Origin of the sequence: Geodermatophilus tzadiensis, assembly GCF_003002915.1 — a bacterium.
Lineage (GTDB): Bacteria > Actinomycetota > Actinomycetes > Mycobacteriales > Geodermatophilaceae > Geodermatophilus > Geodermatophilus tzadiensis.
On record NZ_PVTG01000001.1, the window covers coordinates 89110 to 110611 of the forward strand.

Here is a 21502-nt window from a genome sequence, read left to right on the forward strand (position 1 = left end):
CGGCGGGAGCTGGAGGGGCTGACGTCGTCCGGCCGGTCGCCGGAGAGGTGCCCGCAGGGCGAGAGCGGTCGCCTCTGCCGGACCGGGCAAGGCCGGCTGCGCCGACACGGCACCCCGACGCCATCCGGTACGGGGTTGCAACGAAGTCATACGTACTCGTAGCATCTGTGGCATGAGGGCCAGCGGCACCCCGGACTCCCCGCGGATGTCACTGCTGTTCGACCTGTGGCTCGTCAACCACCTGATCTCCGGGGCCCTCGACGACGTGCTCGTCGATGCCGGCGGCCTGTCCGGAGAGGACTTCGGCTTCTACTCGCTGCTGCGCCGCTTCGGCCCGGCCACCCCGACGCAGGTCGTCCGGTGGACGGCGATGCGCCCGACGACGGTGTCCACGCTGGCGCGCCGCCTGCAGCAGCGCGGGCACGTGGAGCAGCGACCGAACCCCGCCGACGGACGGTCCCGGCTGCTGGTCCTGACCCCGGCCGGCGAGGCCGCGCACGCGACCACGGCGGAGACCTTCCTCGCCGCCACCCGGACCCTGGCCGCTGCCCTCGGCCCCGACGAGCCGCGACAACGCGCGGCCCTGCAGCGGCTGGACACCGCCCTGCGCGAGGTCGGCGGCCTCGACCCGCGGCCCTACGCCGTGCCCGACGACCCGGGAACCGCCGGCCGACTCACCTACGACGGCCCGCCGCTCACCGCCGCGGAGGAGGCGCACGTGCGCACCTACATCGACTTCGTCCGATCCCGACGGAGGGAAGGCACCCACGACGTCCCCGATCCCGGCCACCCCGTCAGCTGACCCGGCCATGACCGACGCCGCAGCTCTCGACACCGCCCGCGCCACCATCCGCGGCCTGATGGCCCGCCACCGCGTACCCGGCGTGACCGTCGCGGTCACCGACGCCGAGCGACTCCTGTTCGCCGAGGGCTTCGGGTACGCCGACCTGGCCCACCGGCGGCCGGCCACCACCGACACCGGCTACCTGTGGTTCTCCATGTCCAAGATCGCCACCGCGACGGCGGCGGTGCGGCTGGCCGAGCAGGGCCGGCTCGACCTCGACGCCCCGGTGTCGGAGCTGGTGCCGGAGTTCGTGGCCCGCGCCGGCGATCCGCCCCGGCTGCGGCAGCTGCTCGACCACACCGCCGGCGCGGCCAACCCGCTCCCGGTGCGCTGGGTGCTGCCCGCCGACGCACCCGACGCCGACGTCGACGCGTTCGCCCGGCGGGTGCTGGCCCGGCACGGCCGTGCCCGGCGGCCCGCCGGCGGGCCGGCCCGCTACTCCAACCTCGGCTACCTCGTCCTCGCCGAGGCCGTCGCCCGCGTCACCGGTGAGCCGTTCACCGAGCACGTGGAGCGGGCGCTGCTGGCCCCGGCGAGCATGACCGCCACCGGCTACACCCCGCGGAGCGACGCCGAGGACGCCACCGGCTACGTGCGGCTGCCCCGGCCGCTGACCCCCGCACTGCGGGCCGCACTGCCGGCCGGGATCGTCGGGGACCGGCACGGCGAGCAGGTGGCGCTGCGCCCGTTCCGGGTGGCCGGCCCCGGCTACGGCGGGCTGATCGGCACCGCCCCGGACGCCGCCCGGCTGCTCCGGCTGCACCTCGCCGACGGCACCATCGACGGCTCCCGCGTCCTCTCGCCCGAGACCGCCCGCGCGATGCGCACCATCACCACCCCGGGCAGGCCGTTCGACCTCGGTCTCGGCTGGTTCCGCCGCCCCGCCGACCGCGACGCCCACCCGGCGTTCGTCGAGCACTGGGGCACCGGCGGCGGCTTCTGGAACGCCATGCGCCTGTACCCCGGCCTCGGCCTGGGCGTCGTGGTCATGGCCAACACCACCCGCGCCTACGACCACCACGTCCTGATGACCGCCCTCACGGCGGCGTTCGCGGGGTGACCGCCGTCCCCAGGCCCTGCGGCACCGACCCCCGGCGCGAGGACGGCGACGTCGCGCGGCGGACGGCGGCGCGCCTCACCCGTGGTCCCCGTGGTCGTGCCCGTGCGCCTGGCCGCGGTCGCCGTCGAACCACGTGCACAGGTCGACGACACGCGCGTCGACGTCGATGTCCTCGGAGGCGAACTCGCCGGTCTCCGGGTCGAGGACGACGGTGAACGTGATGACGCCCTCGCGGAAGTACCCCAGGTCCGGCAGGCCGGCCGCCTCGAAGGCAGCGGCGTCGACCGGCCCGAACTCCGGGATGGGGAAGACGACCGACGGACCGTACAGGTGGGAGACGCTGTGCAACCCGTCGGCGGCGATCAGCTCGGACAGGGAGCCGGAGATGTCGAGCTCGTCGATGACCTCGCCGGTGTCCTGACGCGTGAGGTCGGCGGTCTGCTCACCACGCGTCTCGAAGAGCAGGTCCCCGTCGGGGAGCGTCGTCTCACGACCCTCCACGTCGGCGACGTCGCCGGTGGCCAGGGTGACCGTCGTGCCACACGCCGAGATGTCGACCGGGTCGTAGAAGCCCGGGCGCAGCTCCTCGATGGGCACCCAGCCGGCGTCGTCGTCCGGCGCCGTCCCACCGGCGTGGGCCCAGGCCGGCGACGCGGTCAGCGCCACCGTCCCGCCGGCGACCAGGACGACGCCGAGACGTGACAGACGGTTCATGGGGGGCTCCTCACCGAGCGGTGCCGACCTGAGGTCGGCCTCGTGACCGACGCAGGGCCCTGACGAGCCTCCCCCTGACCCCGCGCAGACCGTGGCCTGCGTCACAGCACCTGTCCAGGGTCCTCCCGGCGAACGAGCAGGTCGCCGTTCCCGTCGGCCCGCCAGCCGTCACGACCGGCAGGTGGTCGGTCACGCTGACGGCGGGCGTCAGCCGATCCGCTGGGTCAGGGACACGACGACCCCCTCTGGGCCCCGGACGTGGGCCATGAGCTAGACGTGCTCGTACTCCCCGACGCCGCCGACCAGGCCGTAGCCGTCGGCGGCCAGCCGGTCGACGGCGGCCCGGAGGTCGTCGACCTCGAAGGTCACGTTGCGCAGTCCCAGCTCGTTGGCCATCGCGGCGGGTGACCCCGGCACGGCGTCGGGCCGGTCGAAGCGCGACAGCTCCAGCCCGGTCCCGCCGCCGGGTGGCCGCAGCACGACGATCTCGGCTCGTGCACCGGGGACGCCGATGACGGTGTCCACGAACTCGCCCTCGAGGAACGTCCGCCCCTCGACCTCCAGCCCCAGGCCGACGAAGAAGGCCGTCGCCGCGTCGAGGTCGGCGACGGTGATGCCGACGTGGTCGAAGCGGAGCCCCTGCGCCATGCGCGCGTCCTCCCTGCCCGTCCGGTCGGTGCGTCCCGGGTCCGGACCTACGGGGCCGGCCTCGGGGCGAAGCGCGGGTCGAGGGGGTCCAGGCCCTCGTCGGCGCCGTCCCTGACCCAGAACTGGTGCATCATCATGTGGTCCTCGTGCCCGGAGTGGTGGCAGTGGATCGTGTACCGGCCGGTGTGCGGTCCGAACCGGACGGCGATGCGCACCAGCTCCTGCTCCCCCAGGTAGACGGCGTCCTTCGGCCCGTCCTCGTACGGCGCCGGTGGGCGGCCGTCGCGGTCGAGCACCCGGAAGTCCACGAGGTGCAGGTGCACCGGGTGGAACCAGCGCCGGGAGGGGTTCTCCAGCTCCCACACCTCGACGGTGCCGCGCTGCGGCTCCGCGACCGCCTGCCGGAACCCCGAGTCCTCGACGTCGGTCCAGGTCAGCCCGTTGATGGTCATCACGCCACCCCGGCTCTCGAAGCGCAACCGCCGGGTGGTCACCGCCTCGGCGGGGTCGATGGCGAGCACCCCCGCCGGGTCCAGGTCGGGCCACGCGTCCTCGCGCAGGACGGTGTCCGGGCCGCCCGGGTCGGTGCCGACGCGGAAGGCCATCACCTCGCCGGTGTGCTCGAAGTCGGCGGCGTTGGGCACGCCGAGGTTGCGCAGCTCCACCCGCTGTCCGGCGAGCGGCGCGAAGTCGACCAGGACGTCGTACCGCTCGGACATGCCGAGCCGCAGCTGGTCGACCGTCACCGGCCGGCGGAGCAGCCCGCCGTCGGTGGCGACCACCGTCATCGGCAGCCCGCCGGTCAGCCGGAGCAGGTAGCCGCGGGCGATCGAGGCGTTGAGCAGCCGGAACCGGTAGGTGCGCGGCCGCACCGGCACCTCCGGCCACGGCACCCCGTTGACCAGGACGACGTCGCCGAGGACCCCGTCGACGCTGTGCGGGTCCATGAGCAGCTGGCCGTCGGCGCGGAAGGCCACGTCGCTGATCGTCACGGGCACGTCGAACTCGTCGTCCACCGGGAACCCGAGGTCGGGTGCCCCCGTCTCGGGCAGCACGTGGTACTGCCCGAGCAGCCCGGTGTACATGTTCGGCGCGGTGTGGTGGACGGCGTGGTCGTGGTACCAGAGGGTCCGCGCGTCCTCCTCGTTGTCGTACTCGTGGTCCTTGAGGAAGCCCGGGTGGCTCAGGTCGTTGGCGTAGCCGTCGAACGGGGGCAGCGACGGGGACCCGTGCAGGTGCGTGGAGGTGTGGAACTCGTACCCGAACAGCGGGTGGGCCGCGGGCAGGCGGTTGACCTGGCGCACGGTGACCCGCTGGTGGCGGCGCACCTTGATCGTCGGGCCGGGGTAGGAGCCGCCGTAGACCCACAGGGTCGTCTCGGGCTCGGACGGCGGCAGCAGCCGCACCGACGTGGGGGCCTGCACGACCTCGACGACCGGGCGGCTGCCGGGCGCGTCGGGCACCCGCAGGACCGGCGGCTGCACGAACCGGTCGTACGGGGTGTACGGCTGCGGCAGGCGGTCCGCCGTCAGCTCCGAGACCCCGGCCGCGCGGGCGGTGCCGACGGCGGCCGACGGCAGGGCGAGGGCCGCCGCCCCCACCGCGGTGGCCTTGAGCACGCTGCGGCGGGTGAAGGCCCGGTCTGCCATGGGTCCGTCCTGACTGTGTCGCCGGTCACACTGCGGGTAACCATGCCCGACCGCCCGTCACCGCGCTCGCCGGCCCTCCCCGAGCGGTCCCGGGTGAGCGACACCACCGACCATTTCGGTCGGCCGGCCGACCGGATCGGTCGGGAAGGGCTACCGTAGGCGGCGTGGCACGACCCTTCCGGCACCAGGTCGACGCGGGCATCCTCGACCGCGCTGCCGCACTGTTCGCCCGCGGCGGCTTCGCCAAGACCTCCGTGCAGGACGTCGCCGACGCCGTCGGCCTGTCCAAGGCCGGCCTGCTGCACCACTTCCCGAGCAAGGACGCGCTGTACGAGGCCGTCCTGGCGCAGGCCGACACGCTGGGCACGCAGGTGCTCGACGAGGTCGGCGACCTCCCGGCGGGCGCGGCGCGCGACGTCCGCGCCGTCGAGGTGCTCGTCGACGTCGCCCTCGCCCACCCCGGCGTCGTCGCCCTGCTGCTCGCCCCGGCCACCCGCCCCGGCGGCGACGAGGAGGACCGGGCCTCGGCCACCTCCGAGCTGGTGCTGCGCGCCTTCGACGTCGACGTCGCCACCACCGAGCCGCAGCGGGTCGTCCGGGTCCTCGGGGCGCTGGCCGCCCTCGCCGTCCTGACCCTCGCGGCCCACCAGCAGGACCGGACCACCGCGTGGCGGCCGCACGTCGTCGCCACCTGCACCGACGCGCTGGGTCACCGCCGCCCCGGCGCCGCCCGTCCCCACCCCGAGCAGGCGGAGGCCTGATCTGCATGGCTGTCTTGTTGTCCCGGATCGGTGCCGCCTCGCACCGGCACCGGCTGCCGGTCGTCCTCGTCTGGCTCCTCGTCCTCGTGGGCGGCGGCGTCGGCGCGGTCACCCTCGCCGGTGAGACGTCGAGCTCGTTCTCCATCCCCGGACAGGAGTCGACGACCGCGCTCGAGCGCATCGGCGAGGAGTTCGGCGGGGTCGGCGGCGCGTCGGCCCGCGTGGTGCTGCAGGCGCCGGAGGGCCAGACGCTGGCCACGCCGGAGAACGCCGCCGCGGTCACCGGCCTGGCCGGCGAGCTCGCGCAGCTGCCCGGCGTCGTCTCGGCGACCGACCCGCTGGACCCGGCCGCGCCCGCGGTCAACCCCGAGCTGACCACCGGCTACAGCACCGTGACCTACGACGCCGCGCCCGGCGAGGTGACCCCCGAGCAGCAGGACGCGCTGCTGGCCGCCGTCGACGACGCCCGTGGCACCGGCCTGACCGTGGAGGTCGGCGGCGAGGCGGTGCAGGAGCCGCCGCACGTCGGCGGCCCGGCCGAGGCGATCGGCGTGGTCGTCGCGCTCCTGGTCCTCGCCGTCACCTACGGCGCGCTGGCGATGGCTGGTCTCAACCTGCTGACCGCGCTGGTCGGCGTCGGCATCGGCGTCCTCGGCATCACGATCGCCACCGGCTTCACCGAGCTGTCCTCGACCACGCCCACGCTGGCCGCGATGCTCGGCCTGGCCGTCGGCATCGACTACGCGCTGTTCATCGTGACCCGCTTCCGCCAGGAGCTGCGCGGGGGCGCCGACGTGGCCACCGCGGTCGCCGTCGCCACCGGCACCGCCGGGTCGGCCGTGGTCACCGCCGGGCTCACCGTGGTCATCGCGCTGGTCGGCCTGGCCGTCGTCGGCATCCCGTTCCTGACCCAGATGGGCGTGGCCGCCGCCGCCACCATCGTCGTCGCCGTCCTCGTCGCGCTGACCCTGGTGCCGGCCGTGCTGGGCTTCCTCGGCGTCCGGGCGCTGCCGCGCCGGCAGCGGCCCGGCAGCGCCCGGCACGGCGCGCACGAGGCCGCCCGGCCCGGCTTCCTCGCCGGCTGGGTCGCCACCGTCACCCGCCACCGGGCGGTCACGCTGCTGCTGGCGGTCGTCGCTCTCGGCACGGTCGCGGTGCCGTTCTTCTCGATGCAGACCACGCTGGTGCAGGCGCCGCCGGCCGACAGCACCCAGGAGCGCGCGCAGGAGCTGCTCGCCGACGGCTTCGGGGAGGGGTTCAACGGCCCGATCACCGTGCTGATCGAGGGCGACGGCGCGCCGCGGACGGCGGCCGGCCTCAGCGGCCCGGTGGGCGAGCTGGACGACGTCGCGCTGGTCACCCCGCCGGTGCCGAACGCCGACGGCACCGCCGCGCTGCTCACCGTCATCCCGGAGTCCGGCCCGACCGACCCGGCCACCGAGCAGCTGGTCGCCGACCTGCGCGACCTGCTCGCCGGCACCGACGGGGTGCAGGCGTCGGTGACCGGCCAGACGGCGGTCAGCGTCGACGTCGCGCAGAGCCTGGACGAGGCGCTGCCGGTCTACCTCGCGCTGGTCGTCGGGCTGGCGCTGGTGCTCCTCGTGCTGGTCTTCCGCTCGCTGCTGGTGCCGCTGGTCGGCGTCCTGGGCTTCGTGCTCACCGTCGGCGCGGCGCTGGGCGCCACCGTGGCGGTGTTCCAGTGGGGCTGGCTGGCCGACGTGGTCAACCTCGACTCGACCGGCCCGCTGATCAGCCTCACGCCGATCCTGGTCATCGGCATCCTGTTCGGCCTGGCGATGGACTACCAGATCTTCCTGGTCTCGCGGATGCACGAGGCGCACGCCCACGGCACCGCGCCGCTGGAGGCCATCCGCACCGGCTTCCGCCAGGCGGCCCCCGTGGTCGTCGCCGCCGCGCTGATCATGTTCAGCGTCTTCGCCGGGTTCGTCCCGGCCGGTGAGGCCACCATCAAGTCGATCGCCTTCGCGCTGGCCGCCGGGATCCTGTTCGACGCCTTCGTCGTGCGCATGGTGCTGGTGCCGGCGGCGCTGGCCCTGCTCGGCGGCCGGGCGTGGTGGCTGCCGCGCTGGCTGCGCTGGCTGCCGGTGCTCGACGTCGAGGGCGCCGCGCTCGAGCGGACCCCGGCCCGCGAGGACAGCGGCGAGCTGGTCGGGGCCACCCGGCACTGAGGTGCGGGCCCGGCCGGCGCCCCGCGGCGCCGGCCGGGCCGGTACCCGACCGTCCGGAACGGCGGGTTACCGTCCGGCCATGGAGCACACCGGGGTGCAGACGGTCCGCGTCGGCGACGTCGAGCTGGCCTACGAGACCTTCGGCTCGGCGGAGGACACGCCGCTGCTGCTGGTCATGGGCCTGGCCACGCAGATGATCGGCTGGCCCGACGAGTTCTGCCGGATGCTGGCCGAGCGCGGCCTGTACGTCGTCCGGTTCGACAACCGCGACATCGGCCTGTCCACCCACCTCGACGCCGCCGGCAAGCCGGACGTGCTGGCCGTCATGGGCGGCGACCGGTCGGGCGTCCCCTACCTGCTGGCCGACATGGCCGACGACACCGCCGGCCTGCTCGACGCGCTCGGGATCGACAGCGCGCACGTGGTCGGCGCCTCGATGGGCGGGATGATCGCCCAGTCGCTGGCCGTCCGGCACCCGGAGCGGGTGCGCAGCCTGACCTCGATCATGTCGACGACCGGCGACCCGGCGGTCGGCGCACCGGCCGAGGCCGCGCTCGGGGTGCTCCTCGCGCCCCCGGCCGCCGACCGCGACGCCGCCGTGCAGCGCGCCGTCGACGCCTACCGGGTGATCGGCTCCCCCGGCTTCGAGCTCGACGAGCACGCCCTGCGCGAGCGGGCCGGGCTGTCCTACGACCGGGCGTACAACCCCGCCGGTGTCGCCCGGCAGCTCGCCGCGATCCTGGCCAGCCCCGACCGCACGGCCGACCTCGCGCGGGTCGCCGTCCCGACGCTCGTCGTGCACGGCGAGCAGGACGCGCTGGTGGACGTGTCCGGCGGCCGGGCGACGGCGGCGGCGATCCCGGGCGCCGAGCTGCTCGTCGTCGACGGGATGGGCCACGACCTGCCGCGCGAGGTGTGGCCGCAGCTGGTCGACCGGATCACCGCGCTGACCGCCCGCGCCGACGGCCGCTGAGTCCCGGTGCCCCGCCGCGGCGGGGCACCGGGAGCCCGGTCAGCTGGTGAGCATGCCGCCCTCGACCGGGATCGTCGTCCCGGTGACGTAGCCGCCGGCCTCGCTGACCAGGAACACCAGCGCCGCGGCGAGCTCCATCGGGTCGCCGGCCCGGCCGACGAGTACGCGGGCCATCTGCTGGTCGAGGTAGCCCTCGGGGTACTGGTCGGTCATCTCCGAGGCGAAGAAGCCCGGCGCCAGCGCGTTGACCCGGATGCCCTTGCGGCCGGTCCACTGCTGGGCCAGGTCGCGGGTCAGCCCGATGAGCCCGGCCTTGCTGGCCGCGTAGGCCGCCTGGGGCAGCCCGGCGGTGGTCAGCCCGAGGATGCTCGAGATGTTCACGATCGAGCTGCCCGGCTGCATGACCCGCCCGCAGGCCTGCGCCATCCAGTAGCAGCCGTTGAGGTTGACGTCGATGACCTGCCGGAACTGCTCGGGCGTCTCCCGGGTGGCCGGGACGGCGGTGCCGATGCCGGCGTTGTTCACCAGGACGTCGACCCGGCCGAACTCGGCCATCGTCGCGTCGACCAGCGCCTGGCAGTCCTCGGCGCGCGCCACGTCGGTGCGCACGGTGATCGCTCGCCGGCCCGCGGCCTCGACCGCCTCCTTCGTCTCCGCCATCCGGTCCTCGCGGCGCGCGCCGAGCGCGACGTCGGCGCCGGCCTGCGCCAGCGCCCGGGCGAACACCACGCCCAGACCCGAGGACGCCCCCGTCACGATCGCCACCCTGCCGTCGAGCCGGAACATGTCCAGGACGGTCCTGTCCGCCACGCGCCACTCCCTCGGTCGTCGCCGATGCCTGCCCGGACGGTATCCGGCACCCGTGTGGGGTGGATCACCGGCCGGGCGGGTAGGGGGCCCGACGCGGGCAGCCGGGCCCGGGAGGAGGTCGGACGATGACGTCGGGGACACCAGCGGGACCGCCGCTGTGGCGGCAGGCCTTCGACGCTGCGGAGAAGCGGGTCACCCCGCACGCGGAGAGCCTGGTGCGCACACCGGGCTTCGCCACCGGCGTCGCGCTGGTGCGGCGGGTGCAGAACCTGGCCAAGGACACCGCCCGCGGCGTCTCCGCCCGCGCCTGGCACCTGGTCAACCTGCCGGCGGGCACCGACGTCGCCCGCCTGCGCGCCCAGGTCGGCGCCCTGGACCGCGAGGTCCGGCGGCTGACCGTGCAGTTGGAGAACGAGCGCCGCCGTCCGCGGCCTGCCGACGTCCCCCGGGAGGAACACGATGCCGACGGTGCCCAGTCCCCAGGCGGTCCTCGACCGCGTCCGGCGCGACGTGGAGCGCAACGCCCTCCGCGCGCGTAACGGGATCAAGCTCGTCGCCGGTGTCGACCGGCCGGGCGTGGGGCTGACGCCCAAGGACGTCGTCTGGGAGCGCGGCCGCACCCAGCTGTGGCACTACCGCAGCGACAAGGTGCGGTACTCCCCGCCGCTGCTCATCGTGTTCAGCCTGGTCAGCCGCAGCTACATCCTCGACCTGACGCCGGGCAACAGCTTCGTCGAGCAGCTGCTCGACGCCGGCTTCGACGTCTACCTGGTCGACTGGGGCGAGCCCGACGAGCGGGACGCGCAGAACCGCCTCGAGGACTACGTCGACGACTACGTGCCGGCCGCCGTCGAGCGGGTGCGCGAGCTCTCGGGCGCCGACGAGGTCAACCTGTTCGGGTACTGCTTCGGCGGCGACCTCTCCCTGCTCTACGCCGCCCACCACCCCGACGCGCCGCTGCGCAGCCTCACCGTGCTGGCCACCCCGGTCGACTTCACGAAGATGGGGCCGATGGCCGACGTCTTCCGCGGCGGGCTGGAGGTCGACGACGTCGTCGACGAGGACGGCAACGTGCCGCCCCGGGTGGTGGTGCAGGGCTTCAAGACCCTCACCCCCACCGCGGAGGTCACCCGCTACGTGACGCTGTGGGAACGGCTCTGGAACGACGAGTACGTCTCGGCCTACCAGGCGATGACCGGCTGGTCGGACGACCACATCCCGTTCCCCGGCGCGGCGGCGCGCGAGACGGTGCAGATGCTGGTGCGCGACAACGCGATGGTCACCGACCGGCTGACCGTCGGCGGCGACCCGGTGCACCTGTCCGACATCCGGCTGCCGTTCCTCACCGTGCGCGCCGAGCGCGACCACATCGTCCCGCCGGAGGCGACCGCGCCGCTGATCGACCTGGTCGGCTCCGAGGACAAGCACGAGCTGCGGCTCGACGCCGGGCACATGGGTCTCGTCGTGGGCCGGACGGCGGCCAGGACGACGGTGCCGGAGATCATCGGCTTCCTCCGGAAGCGCAGCGACGAGGTCGGGGAGGACTGAACGTGGAGGTCGTCGAACTGCAGGCCGCGCACTGCGAGGCGCTGCTGCGCTTCTTCGGACAGCTGCCCGAGGGCGACCTGACCTTCATCGAGGAGGAGGTCACCGACCCCGACGTCGTCCGCTCGTGGGCGGCGGGCAAGGCGCCGGGGCGGCGGTGGGTCGCCCTCGACGGTGCGGACGGCGACGGCGGCGAGGTGGCCGGCTACGTCGCCGTCCGGCCGCTGCCGGGCTGGTCCTCGCACGTGGGCGAGGTGCGGCTGGTGGTCTCCCCCACCCGGCGCGGCTCCGGCCTGGGCCGCCGGCTCGCCCGCCAGGCGCTGGTGTCGGCGGTCGGCGACGGGCTGCGCAAGCTCGTCGTGGAGGTCGTCGCCGAGCAGGGCTCGGCGCTGGCGCTGTTCAGCGCGCTGGGCTTCACCGGGGAGGCGCTGCTGCGCGACCACGTCCGTGACCGCGAGGGCGAGCTGCGCGACCTCATGGTGCTGGCCCACCACGTCGACGAGACGTGGTCGGGCATGGCCACCGTCGGCCTCGACGAGGCCCTCGGCCAGGACCTGAGCTAGATCCCGGCTAGCTGACGTCGACCACCCGGCCGCCGTCGACGGCGAGGCGGCGGGTGGTGGCCACCGCCTCGAGCATCCGGCGGTCGTGGGTGACCAGCAGCAGCGTGCCCGGGTAGGCGGCCAGCGCGGACTCGAGCTGCTCGATGGCCGGCAGGTCGAGGTGGTTGGTGGGCTCGTCGAGCACCAGCACGTTGACCCCGCGGGCCTGCAGCAGCGCCAGCGCCGCCCGGGTGCGCTCGCCCGGCGACAGCGACGCGGCCGGGCGCGTGACGTGCTCGGCGGTGAGGCCGAACTTCGCCAGCAGGGTGCGCACCTCGGCGGTGGGCCAGTCGGGCACCTCGGCGGCGAAGGCCTCGATCAGCCGCCGCTCGCCGACGAACAGCCCGCGGGCCTGGTCCACCTCCCCCAGCCGCACCGACGGGCCGAGGCTCGCCGTCCCCTCGTCCAGGGGCACCCGGCCCAGCAGCGCGCCCAGCAGCGTGGTCTTGCCCGAGCCGTTGGGCCCGGTGATGGCCACCCGGTCGCCCCAGTCCACCTGCAGGCTCACCGGCCCGAGGGTGAACCCACCGCGGCGGACGACGGCGTCGCGCAGGGTGGCCACCACGGCCCCCGCCCGTGGCGCGGCCGCGATCGTCATCCGCAGCTCCCACTCCTTGCGGGGCTCCTCGACCACCTCCAGCCGCTCGATGCGCCGCTCGGTCTGCTTGGCCTTGGCGCCCTGCTTCTCCGCGGTCGCCCGGTTGTGCGCCTTGATGAACTTGTCGGGGTCCTTCTGCTTCTTGACCGCGTCGCGGACGCCCTTGGCCAGCCAGTTGCGCTGCATCCGGGCCCGCGCCTCGAGGTCGGCCTTGGTCCCGGCGTACTCCTCGTACTCCTCGCGGGCGTGCCGGCGGGCGACCTCGCGCTCGACGAGGTAGCTCTCGTAGCCGCCGTCGTGCACCCGCACCAGCTGCTGGGCCAGGTCCAGCTCCACGACGCGGGTCACCGTGCGGGCGAGGAACTCCCGGTCGTGGCTGACCAGGACGATGCCCGAGCGGTTGCCCGCGACGAAGGCCTCCAGCTGCTCGAGGCCGGCCAGGTCCAGGTCGTTGGTCGGCTCGTCGAGCAGCAGCAGGTCGTGGCGGGACAGCAGCAGCGCGGCCAGCCCGACCCGGGCCGCCTGGCCGCCGGAGAGGCCGGTGACCGCGGCGTCCGGGGCGACACCGGGCGCCACCTCGGCCAGCACCTGCTCCAGGCGTTCGTCGAGGTCGGCGCCACCGAGGGCCAGCCACCGCTCCAGCGCCTCCCCGTAGGCGTCGTCGGCGCCGGGCAGCCCGGCGGCCAGGTCGGCGGTGGCGGTGTCCAGGGCGGCCTGCGCGGCGGTGACGCCGGTGCGGCGGGCCAGCGCCGCGGCGACGGTCTCGCCCGCGCGGCGCTCGTGCTCCTGCGGCAGGTGCCCGACCGTCGCCGTCGGCGGGCTGAGGGTGATCGAGCCGGACTCGGCCGGCAGCTCACCGGCGAGGGTGCGCAGCAGCGTGGACTTGCCCGCGCCGTTGACGCCGACCAGCCCGACGACGTCACCGGGGGCGACGACGAGGTCGAGGTCGGCGAACAGCACGCGGGCGCCGTGGCCGGCGGCCAGGCCGCGCGCGACGAGGGTGGCACTCATGGAGGGGCTCCCGGGAGGACGGACCGGTGGGTGCGACGTCGTCCGGGCTCACAGCACGCACCCACGGTAGCGCGTGCCCCGCTCAGCCGTCGCCCGGGTTCCCGCCGGACCCCTGCCCGCCCGCGTCGTCCTCCTCCGGCGCGGCGAGCACCTCGTCGGCCATCTCGTCGAGCATGTCCTCCAGGGGGCTGCCGGCCCGCTCGGGCGGACGGCGGCGCACCAGCCACGGCTGCAGGTCGTCGTAGCCGCGCACCGACACCCGGCGCATCGGCCGCACCCGGTACCCGGGCAGACCGCGCAGCCGGCCGGCCAGCGCCCGGTCGACCAGCACGGTCCCGGGCCGGGCCAGCGAGCACAGCCGGCTGGCCAGGTTCACCACCGGCGAGTAGACGTCGCCCAGCCGGGTCAGCACCACGCCGTGCGCGGCCCCCACCCGCAGCCGCGGCCGGTCGTCGTCGTCCCAGGCGTCGGGCAGCGTCAGGCCGATCTCGACGGCGTCCACGGCCGACGCGGCGGTGTAGAGGACGCCGTCGCCGACGGTCTTGACCACCCGGCCGTGGGAGCGGGCGATGACCTCGGTCGCGGTGGCCTCGAACGCCTCGACCATGGCGCCGAGCTCGCGGGCGTCCATGCCGCGGGAGCGGGAGGTGTAGCCGACGAGGTCGGCGAAGCCCACGGCCAGCTCCCGGCGGTCGCCCGGCCCGCCGGAGGACAGCAGCCGGTCGACGTTGGCCGCCAGGTGCCGGCGCCACACGTAGTCCTGGGTGCGGGTCAGCAGCGGCAGCAGCGTCTCGGCCGCGGCGACGGCGTCGGCCCGGCCGTGCTCCTCGGCCTGCCGGGTGAGCACCTCGGCGAGCATGTCGGTCTGCCAGTCGGCCAGCCGGGACAGCGCCTGCGCGGTGGCGCGGGCGATCGAGGCCTCGGTGTCGAGGTCGACGAAGCCGCTGTCGATGAGCGCCGAGAGGGTCGCCAGCGCCCCGACGTCGGCGAGGGTGAAGGCCGGGTCGTCGTCGGCGACGTCGGGGAAGCCCAGCGCGCGCCACAGCCGCTGGGTGCGCTCGGGCGGCATGCCGGCCGCGGCCGCCACCTGCATCCGGGTGAGCCGGCGCGGCCCGCCGAGCAGCAGCCGCTCCAGCGCGTCGCGGACGTCGGCGCGCGGGTCGGCGCCGGCGGGGTCCGGTCCGTCGGGGTCCACGGCGCCCGCCCGGGGGTCAGCCCGCTGTGCGGACGACGATCGTCCGGTCGGCGCTCACGTCGCGCACTGTAGTGACCGCCGTCGCAGCCGGTGCGCGGACCACCGCGGCGGGCGGCGCCACCGGCCCCGCGTGGACGGCGGGTGGACGGCGGGTGGACGACCGGCGACGCGCGGGCCGGGCCTGCCGCGCGCCGGGCCGGGTGCGCCAGGATGGGCACCGCACGGGGGTGCACGACGAGGAGGACACGTCATCGCGACGACGGCCAGCGGCCCGGCCGGGCACCGACCCGTGCGGGTCGAGGTGTCGGGCCTGAGCAAGAGCTTCGGCACCGTGCGGGCGGTCACCGACCTGGGCTTCACCGTCGAGCCGGGCTCGGTGACCGGCTTCCTGGGTCCCAACGGGGCGGGGAAGACCACGACGCTGCGCATGGTGCTCGGGCTGATCACCCCCGACGCCGGCAGCGCGACCTTCGACGGCGTCCCCTACGCGGCGCTGCCCGACCCGGTGGGCACCGTCGGCGCGGTCCTCGAGACGGCCTTCCACCCCGCCCGCTCCGGCCGCGACCACCTGCGCGTGTACTGCCGGGCCGCCGGGCTCCCGGTCTCGCGGGCCGACGAGGTGCTCACCGCCGTCGGCCTGGCCACGGCCGGGCGGCGCCGTGCGGGCGGCTACTCGCTCGGCATGCGCCAGCGCCTGGCGCTGGCCACCGCCCTGCTCGGCGACCCGCCGGTGCTGGTGCTCGACGAGCCGGCCAACGGCCTGGACCCCGAGGGCATCCTCTGGCTGCGCGGCTTCCTCCGGCACCTGGCGCACGAGGAGGGCCGCACGGTGCTGGTGTCCAGCCACCTGCTGTCGGAGATGGAGCAGACCGCCGACCGGGTGGTCATCGTCGGCGCCGGCCGGCTGGTGCGGCAGGGCTCGATCGCCGAGCTGCGCTCGGGCGCGCAGGGCGCCGGCACGGTGCTGGTGCGCACTCCCGACGCCGACCGGCTGGCCACCGTGCTGGGGGACGCGGGGATGGTCGCCGACCGCGGTGCGGACGGCCTGGTCACGGTGACCGGGGCGACGCCGGCCGAGGTGGGGGCCCGCGCCTTCCACGCCGGCGTCGAGCTGCACGAGCTGCGCGCCGAGGCCACCGGCCTGGAGGACCTCTACTTCCGGCTCACCGCCGGGCAGGAGCAGTTCGCCGCCGCCTCCCCCACCGCCACCCCCGAGGGAGCCGCCCGGTGACCGGCCTCGTGCGCGCCGAGTGGACGAAGCTCGTCACCACCCGCGTCTGGATCGGCCTGGTCATCGGCGCCTGCCTGATGGCCGGCGGGTTCGCCGCGCTGTTCACCGGCCTGGCCGGCGCCGAGCCGGACGGCGGCCAACCGGGCCTGCCCGCGGTGGGTACGCCGCAGTACGAGGAGGTCGTCTTCTCGGTGGCCGCCAACGCCAGCGTGCTGCTGCTGATCCTCGGGATCATCGGCACGACGCAGGAGTACCGGCACCGCACCGCGACGCCGACCTTCCTCACCACGCCCCGCCGCGGCCGGGTGGTCGCCGCGAAGCTGGTGGCCTACGCGCTGGCGGCGGTGCCGATCGCGCTGCTCGTGCTCGCCGTCGACGTCGTCGTCGTCCTGCTGTTCGCGGGGGCGCGCGGGGCGGCCCCGTCGCTCGACGCCGACAACCTGCAGACGCTGGGCGCCGCCGGGCTGGTGCTGGTCGTCTTCGCGGTGATCGGCGTCGGCGTCGGGGCGCTGCTGCGCAACCAGGTGGGCGCCATCGTCGGGGCGCTGGTCTACCTCTACGTCGTCGAGCCGATCGTCTCCTCCATCGGCGTGCTGCAGCCGGCCTACAAGTGGCTGCCCGGCGGCGCGGTGCAGGCGGTCACCTCCGACTTCCAGGCCCCCGACCTCCTGGAGCCGTGGCAGGGCGCGCTGTTGCTGCTCGGCTACGGTCTGCTCACGGCCGTCCTCGGGACGTTCCTCGCCGTCCGCCGCGACGTCGTCTGAGGACGCCGGCCACCCACCCACCTGGCACCGCCCACTGGGACCGACGACTGGGGGACCCCGGATGACGACCCGCATGACCCTGCCGCGCCTCGGCCGGCTGGTGCGCGACGGGGACGTGGCAGCCGTGCGCAGCGCGGTCGCCGACACCCCGCGCCTGCTCGGCGGCACCGTCGAGCACGGCGGGGAGGACGGCTGGACGCCGCTGCACCTGGCGGTGGCGGCGGGCCGGGAGGACGTCGTGCGGGAGCTGGTCACCGCGGGCGCCGACCTGTCCGCGCGCACCGAGTCGGGGCGGACGCCGCTGCACGTGGCGATCGAGCACGCCCCCGAGCTGGTCGGCGTGCTGTGCGGGCTGGGCGCCACGGTCGACGCGGCGGCCGCCGCCCACCTCGACGACGCCGGCCAGCTGACCCGCGAGCTCGACGCGGGCGCGCTCCTCACCGACCCGCGCACCGGCCTGGACCTGCTCACCGTCGCCGCGGCCGGCGGCGCGGGCGGCACGCTGCGGCTGCTGCTCGACCGCGGCGCCGACCCCGACGCCGGCGCGCTGCACGCCGCGGCGGCCGGCAGCCGGGTCGACCTGGTGCGGGCGCTGGTCGAGGCCGGCGCCGCCGTCGACCGGCGCGACCCCGACACCGGCCGCACCCCGCTGCACGACGCGGTGGCCGCCGGCGACGCGCCCGAGGTGGTGCGCGTCCTGCTGGCCGCCGGCGCCGACGTCAACGCCACCACCAACGACGGGGCCAGCGCCCTGGACATCGGCCGGGTCGCCGCGGCCCGCCACCGGCGCGACGACGCAGGTGACGCCGGTGCCCGCGACGCCCTCGTCGACCTGCTGGTGACCTCCGGCGCCACCGACTGACCTCCCACCGACGGCCGGTCCACGACCCTCCGGCGCAGGTCGCTCCACACCGAGGAGCCCTGCTGGCGGGCGTAGACTCCGTCCCCGGTCCAGAGACGCCCACCGACGACGAAGAAGGCACTCGACCCGTGTCACGCGACAACGCATCCCGGCCGTCCTCCACCGCCTCCTCGTCCGCGGTGGCCGGATTCGGCACCAACGAGTGGCTGGTCGAGGAGATGTACCAGCAGTTCCTGGCCGACCCGTCCAGCGTCGACCAGGCCTGGCACGAGTTCTTCGCCGACTACCGGCCCGGCAGCCCGGTCGCCGCCAGCGACGACCGCGAGGCCGCCGCGGCTCCCTCCGCGCCGGCACCTGCGACGCCCTCGGGCAACGGCTCGCCGGCCGCGTCGCAGCCCGCCCGCGCCGAGCGGCCCGCGCCCAAGCCGGCGCCCGCTCCCACCCCCGAGCGCCCGGCCGCCGCCGACGCCGAGGGCTCGGCCACCCGGCCCGGCAGCCCCGCCGTCGCACCGGGCGCGCCCGAGCCCGCGCCGCGGTCCACCCCGGTCCCCGAGCGCACCGAGGCCACCGTCGTCGACCGGGCCGCCGACCGCGCCGACCAGAAGGTCGCGGCCGCCCCGGCCCGCCCGGCCGCCACGCCCGCGGCCAAGCCCGTGGCCAAGCCCGCCGCGCAGGGCGAGGGCCCCAAGCGGACGCCGCTGCGCGGTGCCGCGGCGAGCGTCGTCAAGAACATGAACGCCTCGCTCACCGTGCCGACGGCGACGAGCGTGCGGGCGGTCCCGGCCAAGCTGCTGGCCGACAACCGGATCGTCATCAACAACCACCTGAAGCGCTCGCGCGGCGGGAAGGTCTCGTTCACCCACCTGATCGGCTACGCGCTGGTCCGGGCCCTCGACGACTTCCCGAACATGAACGCGGCCTTCGCCGAGGTCGACGGCAAGCCGACCCTCGTGCAGCCCGAGCACGTCAACTTCGGCCTGGCCATCGACCTGCCGAAGTCCGACGGCTCCCGCTCGCTCGTCGTCGCCTCGATCAAGGGCGCCGAGCAGATGGACTTCGCCCAGTTCTGGGGCGCCTACGAGGACGTCATCCGCCGTGCCCGCGCCGGCAAGCTGACCCTCGAGGACTTCTCCGGCACCACGATCAGCCTGACCAACCCCGGCACGATCGGCACCGTGCACTCGGTGCCGCGGCTGACCGCCGGCCAGGGCGCGATCATCGGCGTGGGCGCCATGGAGTACCCCGCCGAGTTCCAGGGGATGAGCCCCGAGGCACTCACCGACCTCGGCATCTCCAAGATCATCACGCTCACGTCGACCTACGACCACCGGATCATCCAGGGCGCCGAGTCCGGCGACTTCCTGCGCCGGCTGCACCAGCTGCTGCTCGGCGAGGACGGCTTCTACGACGACGTCTTCCGGTCGCTGCGCCTCCCCTACGAGCCGGTGCGCTGGATGCCCGACGTGCGGGTCAGCCGCGAAGGGCAGATCGACAAGGAAGCCCGGGTCATCGAGGTCATCGAGGCCTACCGGCGCAACGGCCACCTCATGGCCGACACCGACCCGCTCGAGTTCAAGGTCCGCAGCCACCCCGACCTGGACATCCTCCAGCACGGGCTCACGCTGTGGGACCTCGACCGCACCTTCCCCGTCGGCGGGTTCGTCGGCGAGAAGGTCATGCCGCTGCGCGACATCCTCGGCGTGCTGCGCAACTCCTACTGCCGCACCGTCGGCGTGGAGTACATGCACATCACCGACCCCGAGGAGCGGGAGTGGCTGCAGAAGCGCATCGAGCTCAAGGCCGAGCAGCCCGAGCGGGAGAAGCAGAAGCACATCCTGGGCCGGCTCAACGCCGCTGAGGCCTTCGAGACCTTCCTGCAGACCAAGTACGTCGGGCAGAAGCGGTTCAGCCTCGAGGGCGGCGAGTCGGTCATCCCGATCCTCGACGAGGTGCTCATCGCCGGCACCGACCACGGCCTCGACGAGGTCGCGATCGGCATGGCCCACCGCGGCCGGCTCAACGTGCTCGCCAACGTCCTCGGCAAGAGCTACGCCAAGATCTTCGGCGAGTTCGAGGGCAACATCGACCCCGGCACCGTCCAGGGCTCGGGCGACGTGAAGTACCACCTCGGCGCCGAGGGCACCTTCGAGAACCCGTTCCAGCCCGGTGCCGAGATCGCCGTCTCGCTGGCCAGCAACCCCTCCCACCTGGAGACGGTCAACCCCGTGCTGGAGGGCGTCGTCCGCGCCAAGCAGGACATGATCGACAAGGGCGAGCAGGGCTTCACCGTCCTGCCGGTCCTCATCCACGGCGACTCCGCGTTCGCCGGCCAGGGCGTGGTCGCCGAGACGCTGAACCTCTCGCAGCTGCGCGGCTACCGCACCGGCGGCACCGTGCACGTCGTCATCAACAACCAGGTCGGCTTCACGACGTCACCGGCGGCCGCCCGCTCGAGCCTCTACTCGACCGACGTGGCCCGGATGGTCAACGCGCCGATCTTCCACGTGAACGGCGACGACCCCGAGGCGTGCGTGCGGGTGGCGCGGCTGGCGGTGGAGTACCGGCAGGCGTTCCGCAAGGACGTCGTCATCGACCTGGTCTGCTACCGCCGCCGCGGGCACAACGAGGGCGACGACCCGTCGATGACCCAGCCGCTGATGTACGACATCATCGACCGCAAGCGCTCGGTCCGGAAGCTCTACACCGAGGCGCTGGTCGGCCGCGGCGACATCACGCTGCAGGAGGCCGAGGAGGCGCTCAAGGACTACCGCGGGCAGCTGGAGCGGGCCTTCGCCGAGACCCACGACGTCGACGAGACGCCCAAGCCGCAGCCGGTCATGGACCAGCCGGCCCAGCAGGCCACCCCGGTCGCCACCGCCATCAGCCCCGAGGTGATGAAGGCGATCGGCGACGCGCACGTGTCGCTGCCGCAGGACTTCAGCGCGCACCCGAAGCTCAAGCGGATGCTCGAGCGGCGCGCTGCCATGGTCAGCGAGGGCGGCATCGACTGGGCGATGGGCGAGCTGCTGGCCTTCGGCTCGCTGCTCGTGCAGGGCGTGCCGGTGCGGCTGGCCGGCCAGGACTCCCGCCGCGGCACGTTCGTGCAGCGGCACGCGGTGCTCATCGACCGCGAGAGCGCCGCGGAGTACACGCCGCTGGCCAACCTGTCCGAGCAGCAGGCGAAGTTCTTCGTCTACGACTCGCTGCTCAGCGAGTACGCGGCGCTGGGCTTCGAGTACGGCTACTCGGTGGGCAACCCGAAGGCGCTGGTGCTGTGGGAGGCGCAGTTCGGCGACTTCGTCGACGGCGCCCAGATGGTCATCGACGAGTACATCAGCTCCGGCGAGGCCAAGTGGGGCCAGCGCTCGGGCGTCGTCCTGCTGCTGCCGCACGGCCTCGAGGGCCAGGGTCCCGACCACTCCAGCGGCCGGATCGAGCGCTTCCTGCAGCTGTCGGCGGAGAACAACATGACCGTCGCCAACTGCTCGACGCCGGGCAACTACTTCCACCTGCTGCGCCGCCAGGCGCTCTCCGACGTGCACCGGCCGCTGGTCGTGTTCACGCCGAAGTCGCTGCTGCGGGCCAAGGCGGCGGTCAGCCCGGTCGCGGACTTCACCGACGAGGGCTTCCGGCCGGTGCTCGCCGACCCGGGCGTGGGCGGCGAGCCGCTCGACGACTCCGCCGTCCGGCGGGTGCTGCTGTGCAGCGGCAAGGTGTCCTACGACCTGCTGGCCCAGCGCGAGGCCGAGGGCCGTGCCGACACCGCGGTCATCCGCGTCGAGCAGCTCTACCCGCTGCCGGCCGAGGAGATCCGCCAGGCGATCGGGCGCTACCCGAACGCCGGCGACCTGGTGTGGGTGCAGGAGGAGCCGGCGAACATGGGCGCCTGGCAGTTCATGGCCTGCAACCTCCCCGAGCACCTCGACGGCCGGACCCTGCGCCGCGTCAGCCGCCGCGCCTCGGCCAGCCCCGCCGTCGGGTCGGCCAAGGTGCACGAGGGAGAGCAGCGGGAGCTGGTCGCGCAGGCCTTCGCGGGCTGAGCACCG

18 protein-coding genes are annotated in these 21502 nt (G+C 74.9%); 12 read left to right on the forward strand and 6 right to left on the reverse strand.

The genetic code is table 11. The features are described 5' to 3' along the window. Positions 1–172 precede the first annotated feature (172 nt). Entirely contained in the window at positions 173–802 is a 630-nt protein-coding gene (locus LY71_RS00390) for a MarR family winged helix-turn-helix transcriptional regulator (RefSeq protein ID WP_106275024.1), read from the forward strand. Positions 803–809: 7 nt separating this feature from the next. Beyond that, positions 810–1904 (forward strand): serine hydrolase domain-containing protein, encoded by a 1095-nt coding sequence (locus tag LY71_RS00395; protein ID WP_106275025.1) that lies wholly within the window; start codon positions 810–812, stop codon positions 1902–1904. Between the two features lie 75 nt (positions 1905–1979). Here LY71_RS00395 and LY71_RS00400 read toward each other — a convergent pair whose 3' ends face one another. The 3 genes from LY71_RS00400 to LY71_RS00410 form a co-directional block, all read right to left on the reverse strand. Then, positions 1980–2618 carry a hypothetical protein gene (locus LY71_RS00400; RefSeq protein WP_106275026.1) on the reverse strand — a complete coding sequence of 213 codons (639 nt, stop codon included), beginning with the start codon at positions 2616–2618 and terminating at the stop codon, positions 1980–1982. Positions 2619–2888: 270 nt separating this feature from the next. Next, positions 2889–3266: a VOC family protein gene (locus LY71_RS00405; protein WP_106275027.1), complete on the reverse strand. Its 378-nt coding sequence runs from the start codon at positions 3264–3266 to the stop codon at positions 2889–2891. A gap of 47 nt (positions 3267–3313) precedes the next feature. Beyond that, positions 3314–4915: a multicopper oxidase family protein gene (locus LY71_RS00410; RefSeq protein ID WP_106275028.1), complete on the reverse strand. Its 1602-nt coding sequence runs from the start codon at positions 4913–4915 to the stop codon at positions 3314–3316. Positions 4916–5079: 164 nt separating this feature from the next. On the opposite strand from LY71_RS00410, the gene LY71_RS00415 reads away from it, so the two are divergent. The 3 genes from LY71_RS00415 to LY71_RS00425 all read left to right on the forward strand — a co-directional run bounded on the left by LY71_RS00415 (position 5080) and on the right by LY71_RS00425 (position 8838). After that, a complete protein-coding gene (locus LY71_RS00415; RefSeq protein WP_106275029.1) occupies positions 5080–5676 on the forward strand; it encodes a TetR/AcrR family transcriptional regulator in 597 nt (198 codons plus the stop codon). A gap of 5 nt (positions 5677–5681) precedes the next feature. Then, on the forward strand, positions 5682–7865 hold the full coding sequence (locus tag LY71_RS00420; protein WP_106275030.1) for an MMPL family transporter: 2184 nt from the start codon (positions 5682–5684) through the stop codon (positions 7863–7865). Positions 7866–7944: 79 nt separating this feature from the next. Further along, positions 7945–8838: an alpha/beta fold hydrolase gene (locus LY71_RS00425; RefSeq protein WP_106275031.1), complete on the forward strand. Its 894-nt coding sequence runs from the start codon at positions 7945–7947 to the stop codon at positions 8836–8838. 39 nt (positions 8839–8877) lie between these two features. Here LY71_RS00425 and LY71_RS00430 read toward each other — a convergent pair whose 3' ends face one another. Then, positions 8878–9648 (reverse strand): SDR family NAD(P)-dependent oxidoreductase, encoded by a 771-nt coding sequence (locus tag LY71_RS00430; protein ID WP_211297073.1) that lies wholly within the window; start codon positions 9646–9648, stop codon positions 8878–8880. Positions 9649–9773: 125 nt separating this feature from the next. Here LY71_RS00430 and LY71_RS00435 point away from each other — a divergent pair, with 125 nt between their 5' ends. The 3 genes from LY71_RS00435 to LY71_RS00445 are packed head-to-tail and all read left to right on the forward strand — an operon-like array spanning position 9774 to position 11756. Next, on the forward strand, positions 9774–10187 hold the full coding sequence (locus LY71_RS00435) for a hypothetical protein (protein WP_106275032.1): 414 nt from the start codon (positions 9774–9776) through the stop codon (positions 10185–10187). Beyond that, positions 10108–11196, forward strand: a complete 1089-nt coding sequence (locus LY71_RS00440; protein WP_106275033.1) for an alpha/beta fold hydrolase — start codon at positions 10108–10110, stop codon at positions 11194–11196. Before LY71_RS00435 ends, LY71_RS00440 begins: the two co-directional genes overlap by 80 nt. Before the next feature lie 2 nt (positions 11197–11198). Further along, complete coding sequence (locus LY71_RS00445) at positions 11199–11756, forward strand: GNAT family N-acetyltransferase (RefSeq protein ID WP_106275034.1); 558 nt, start codon at positions 11199–11201, stop codon at positions 11754–11756. Between the two features lie 7 nt (positions 11757–11763). On the opposite strand, the gene LY71_RS00450 is transcribed toward LY71_RS00445, so the two are convergent. Together LY71_RS00450 and LY71_RS00455 are read right to left on the reverse strand one after the other, a co-directional pair. Next, positions 11764–13404, reverse strand: a complete 1641-nt coding sequence (locus tag LY71_RS00450) for an ABC-F family ATP-binding cassette domain-containing protein (protein WP_106275035.1) — start codon at positions 13402–13404, stop codon at positions 11764–11766. 82 nt (positions 13405–13486) lie between these two features. Beyond that, on the reverse strand, positions 13487–14599 hold the full coding sequence (locus LY71_RS00455) for an adenylate/guanylate cyclase domain-containing protein (protein WP_245887564.1): 1113 nt from the start codon (positions 14597–14599) through the stop codon (positions 13487–13489). A 289-nt stretch (positions 14600–14888) separates the two neighbouring features. Between LY71_RS00455 and LY71_RS00460 the strand changes: the two genes are divergently transcribed. The 4 genes from LY71_RS00460 to LY71_RS00475 all read left to right on the forward strand — a co-directional run bounded on the left by LY71_RS00460 (position 14889) and on the right by LY71_RS00475 (position 21496). Further along, complete coding sequence (locus LY71_RS00460) at positions 14889–15830, forward strand: ABC transporter ATP-binding protein (protein ID WP_245887565.1); 942 nt, start codon at positions 14889–14891, stop codon at positions 15828–15830. Then, the gene (locus tag LY71_RS00465; protein ID WP_106275036.1) at positions 15827–16594 is read left to right on the forward strand and encodes an ABC transporter permease; all 768 of its coding nucleotides are present in this window, start codon (positions 15827–15829) and stop codon (positions 16592–16594) included. Before LY71_RS00460 ends, LY71_RS00465 begins: the two co-directional genes overlap by 4 nt. Before the next feature lie 73 nt (positions 16595–16667). Then, entirely contained in the window at positions 16668–17456 is a 789-nt protein-coding gene (locus LY71_RS00470) for an ankyrin repeat domain-containing protein (protein ID WP_245887566.1), read from the forward strand. 179 nt (positions 17457–17635) lie between these two features. Beyond that, entirely contained in the window at positions 17636–21496 is a 3861-nt protein-coding gene (locus LY71_RS00475) for a multifunctional oxoglutarate decarboxylase/oxoglutarate dehydrogenase thiamine pyrophosphate-binding subunit/dihydrolipoyllysine-residue succinyltransferase subunit (RefSeq protein ID WP_245887567.1), read from the forward strand. Positions 21497–21502: the final 6 nt, after the last annotated feature.

Coding starts and splice junctions, on each gene's coding strand:
- LY71_RS00400 (WP_106275026.1), bottom strand. CDS start 2,618: ATGAACCGTCTGTCACGTCTCGGCGTCGTCCTGGTCGCCGGCGGGACG.
- LY71_RS00450 (WP_106275035.1), bottom strand. CDS start 13,404: ATGAGTGCCACCCTCGTCGCGCGCGGCCTGGCCGCCGGCCACGGCGCC.
- LY71_RS00470 (WP_245887566.1), top strand. CDS start 16,668: ATGACCCTGCCGCGCCTCGGCCGGCTGGTGCGCGACGGGGACGTGGCA.
- LY71_RS00420 (WP_106275030.1), top strand. CDS start 5,682: ATGGCTGTCTTGTTGTCCCGGATCGGTGCCGCCTCGCACCGGCACCGG.
- LY71_RS00440 (WP_106275033.1), top strand. CDS start 10,108: ATGCCGACGGTGCCCAGTCCCCAGGCGGTCCTCGACCGCGTCCGGCGC.
- LY71_RS00405 (WP_106275027.1), bottom strand. CDS start 3,266: ATGGCGCAGGGGCTCCGCTTCGACCACGTCGGCATCACCGTCGCCGAC.
- LY71_RS00425 (WP_106275031.1), top strand. CDS start 7,945: ATGGAGCACACCGGGGTGCAGACGGTCCGCGTCGGCGACGTCGAGCTG.
- LY71_RS00390 (WP_106275024.1), top strand. CDS start 173: ATGAGGGCCAGCGGCACCCCGGACTCCCCGCGGATGTCACTGCTGTTC.
- LY71_RS00410 (WP_106275028.1), bottom strand. CDS start 4,915: ATGGCAGACCGGGCCTTCACCCGCCGCAGCGTGCTCAAGGCCACCGCG.
- LY71_RS00395 (WP_106275025.1), top strand. CDS start 810: ATGACCGACGCCGCAGCTCTCGACACCGCCCGCGCCACCATCCGCGGC.
- LY71_RS00435 (WP_106275032.1), top strand. CDS start 9,774: ATGACGTCGGGGACACCAGCGGGACCGCCGCTGTGGCGGCAGGCCTTC.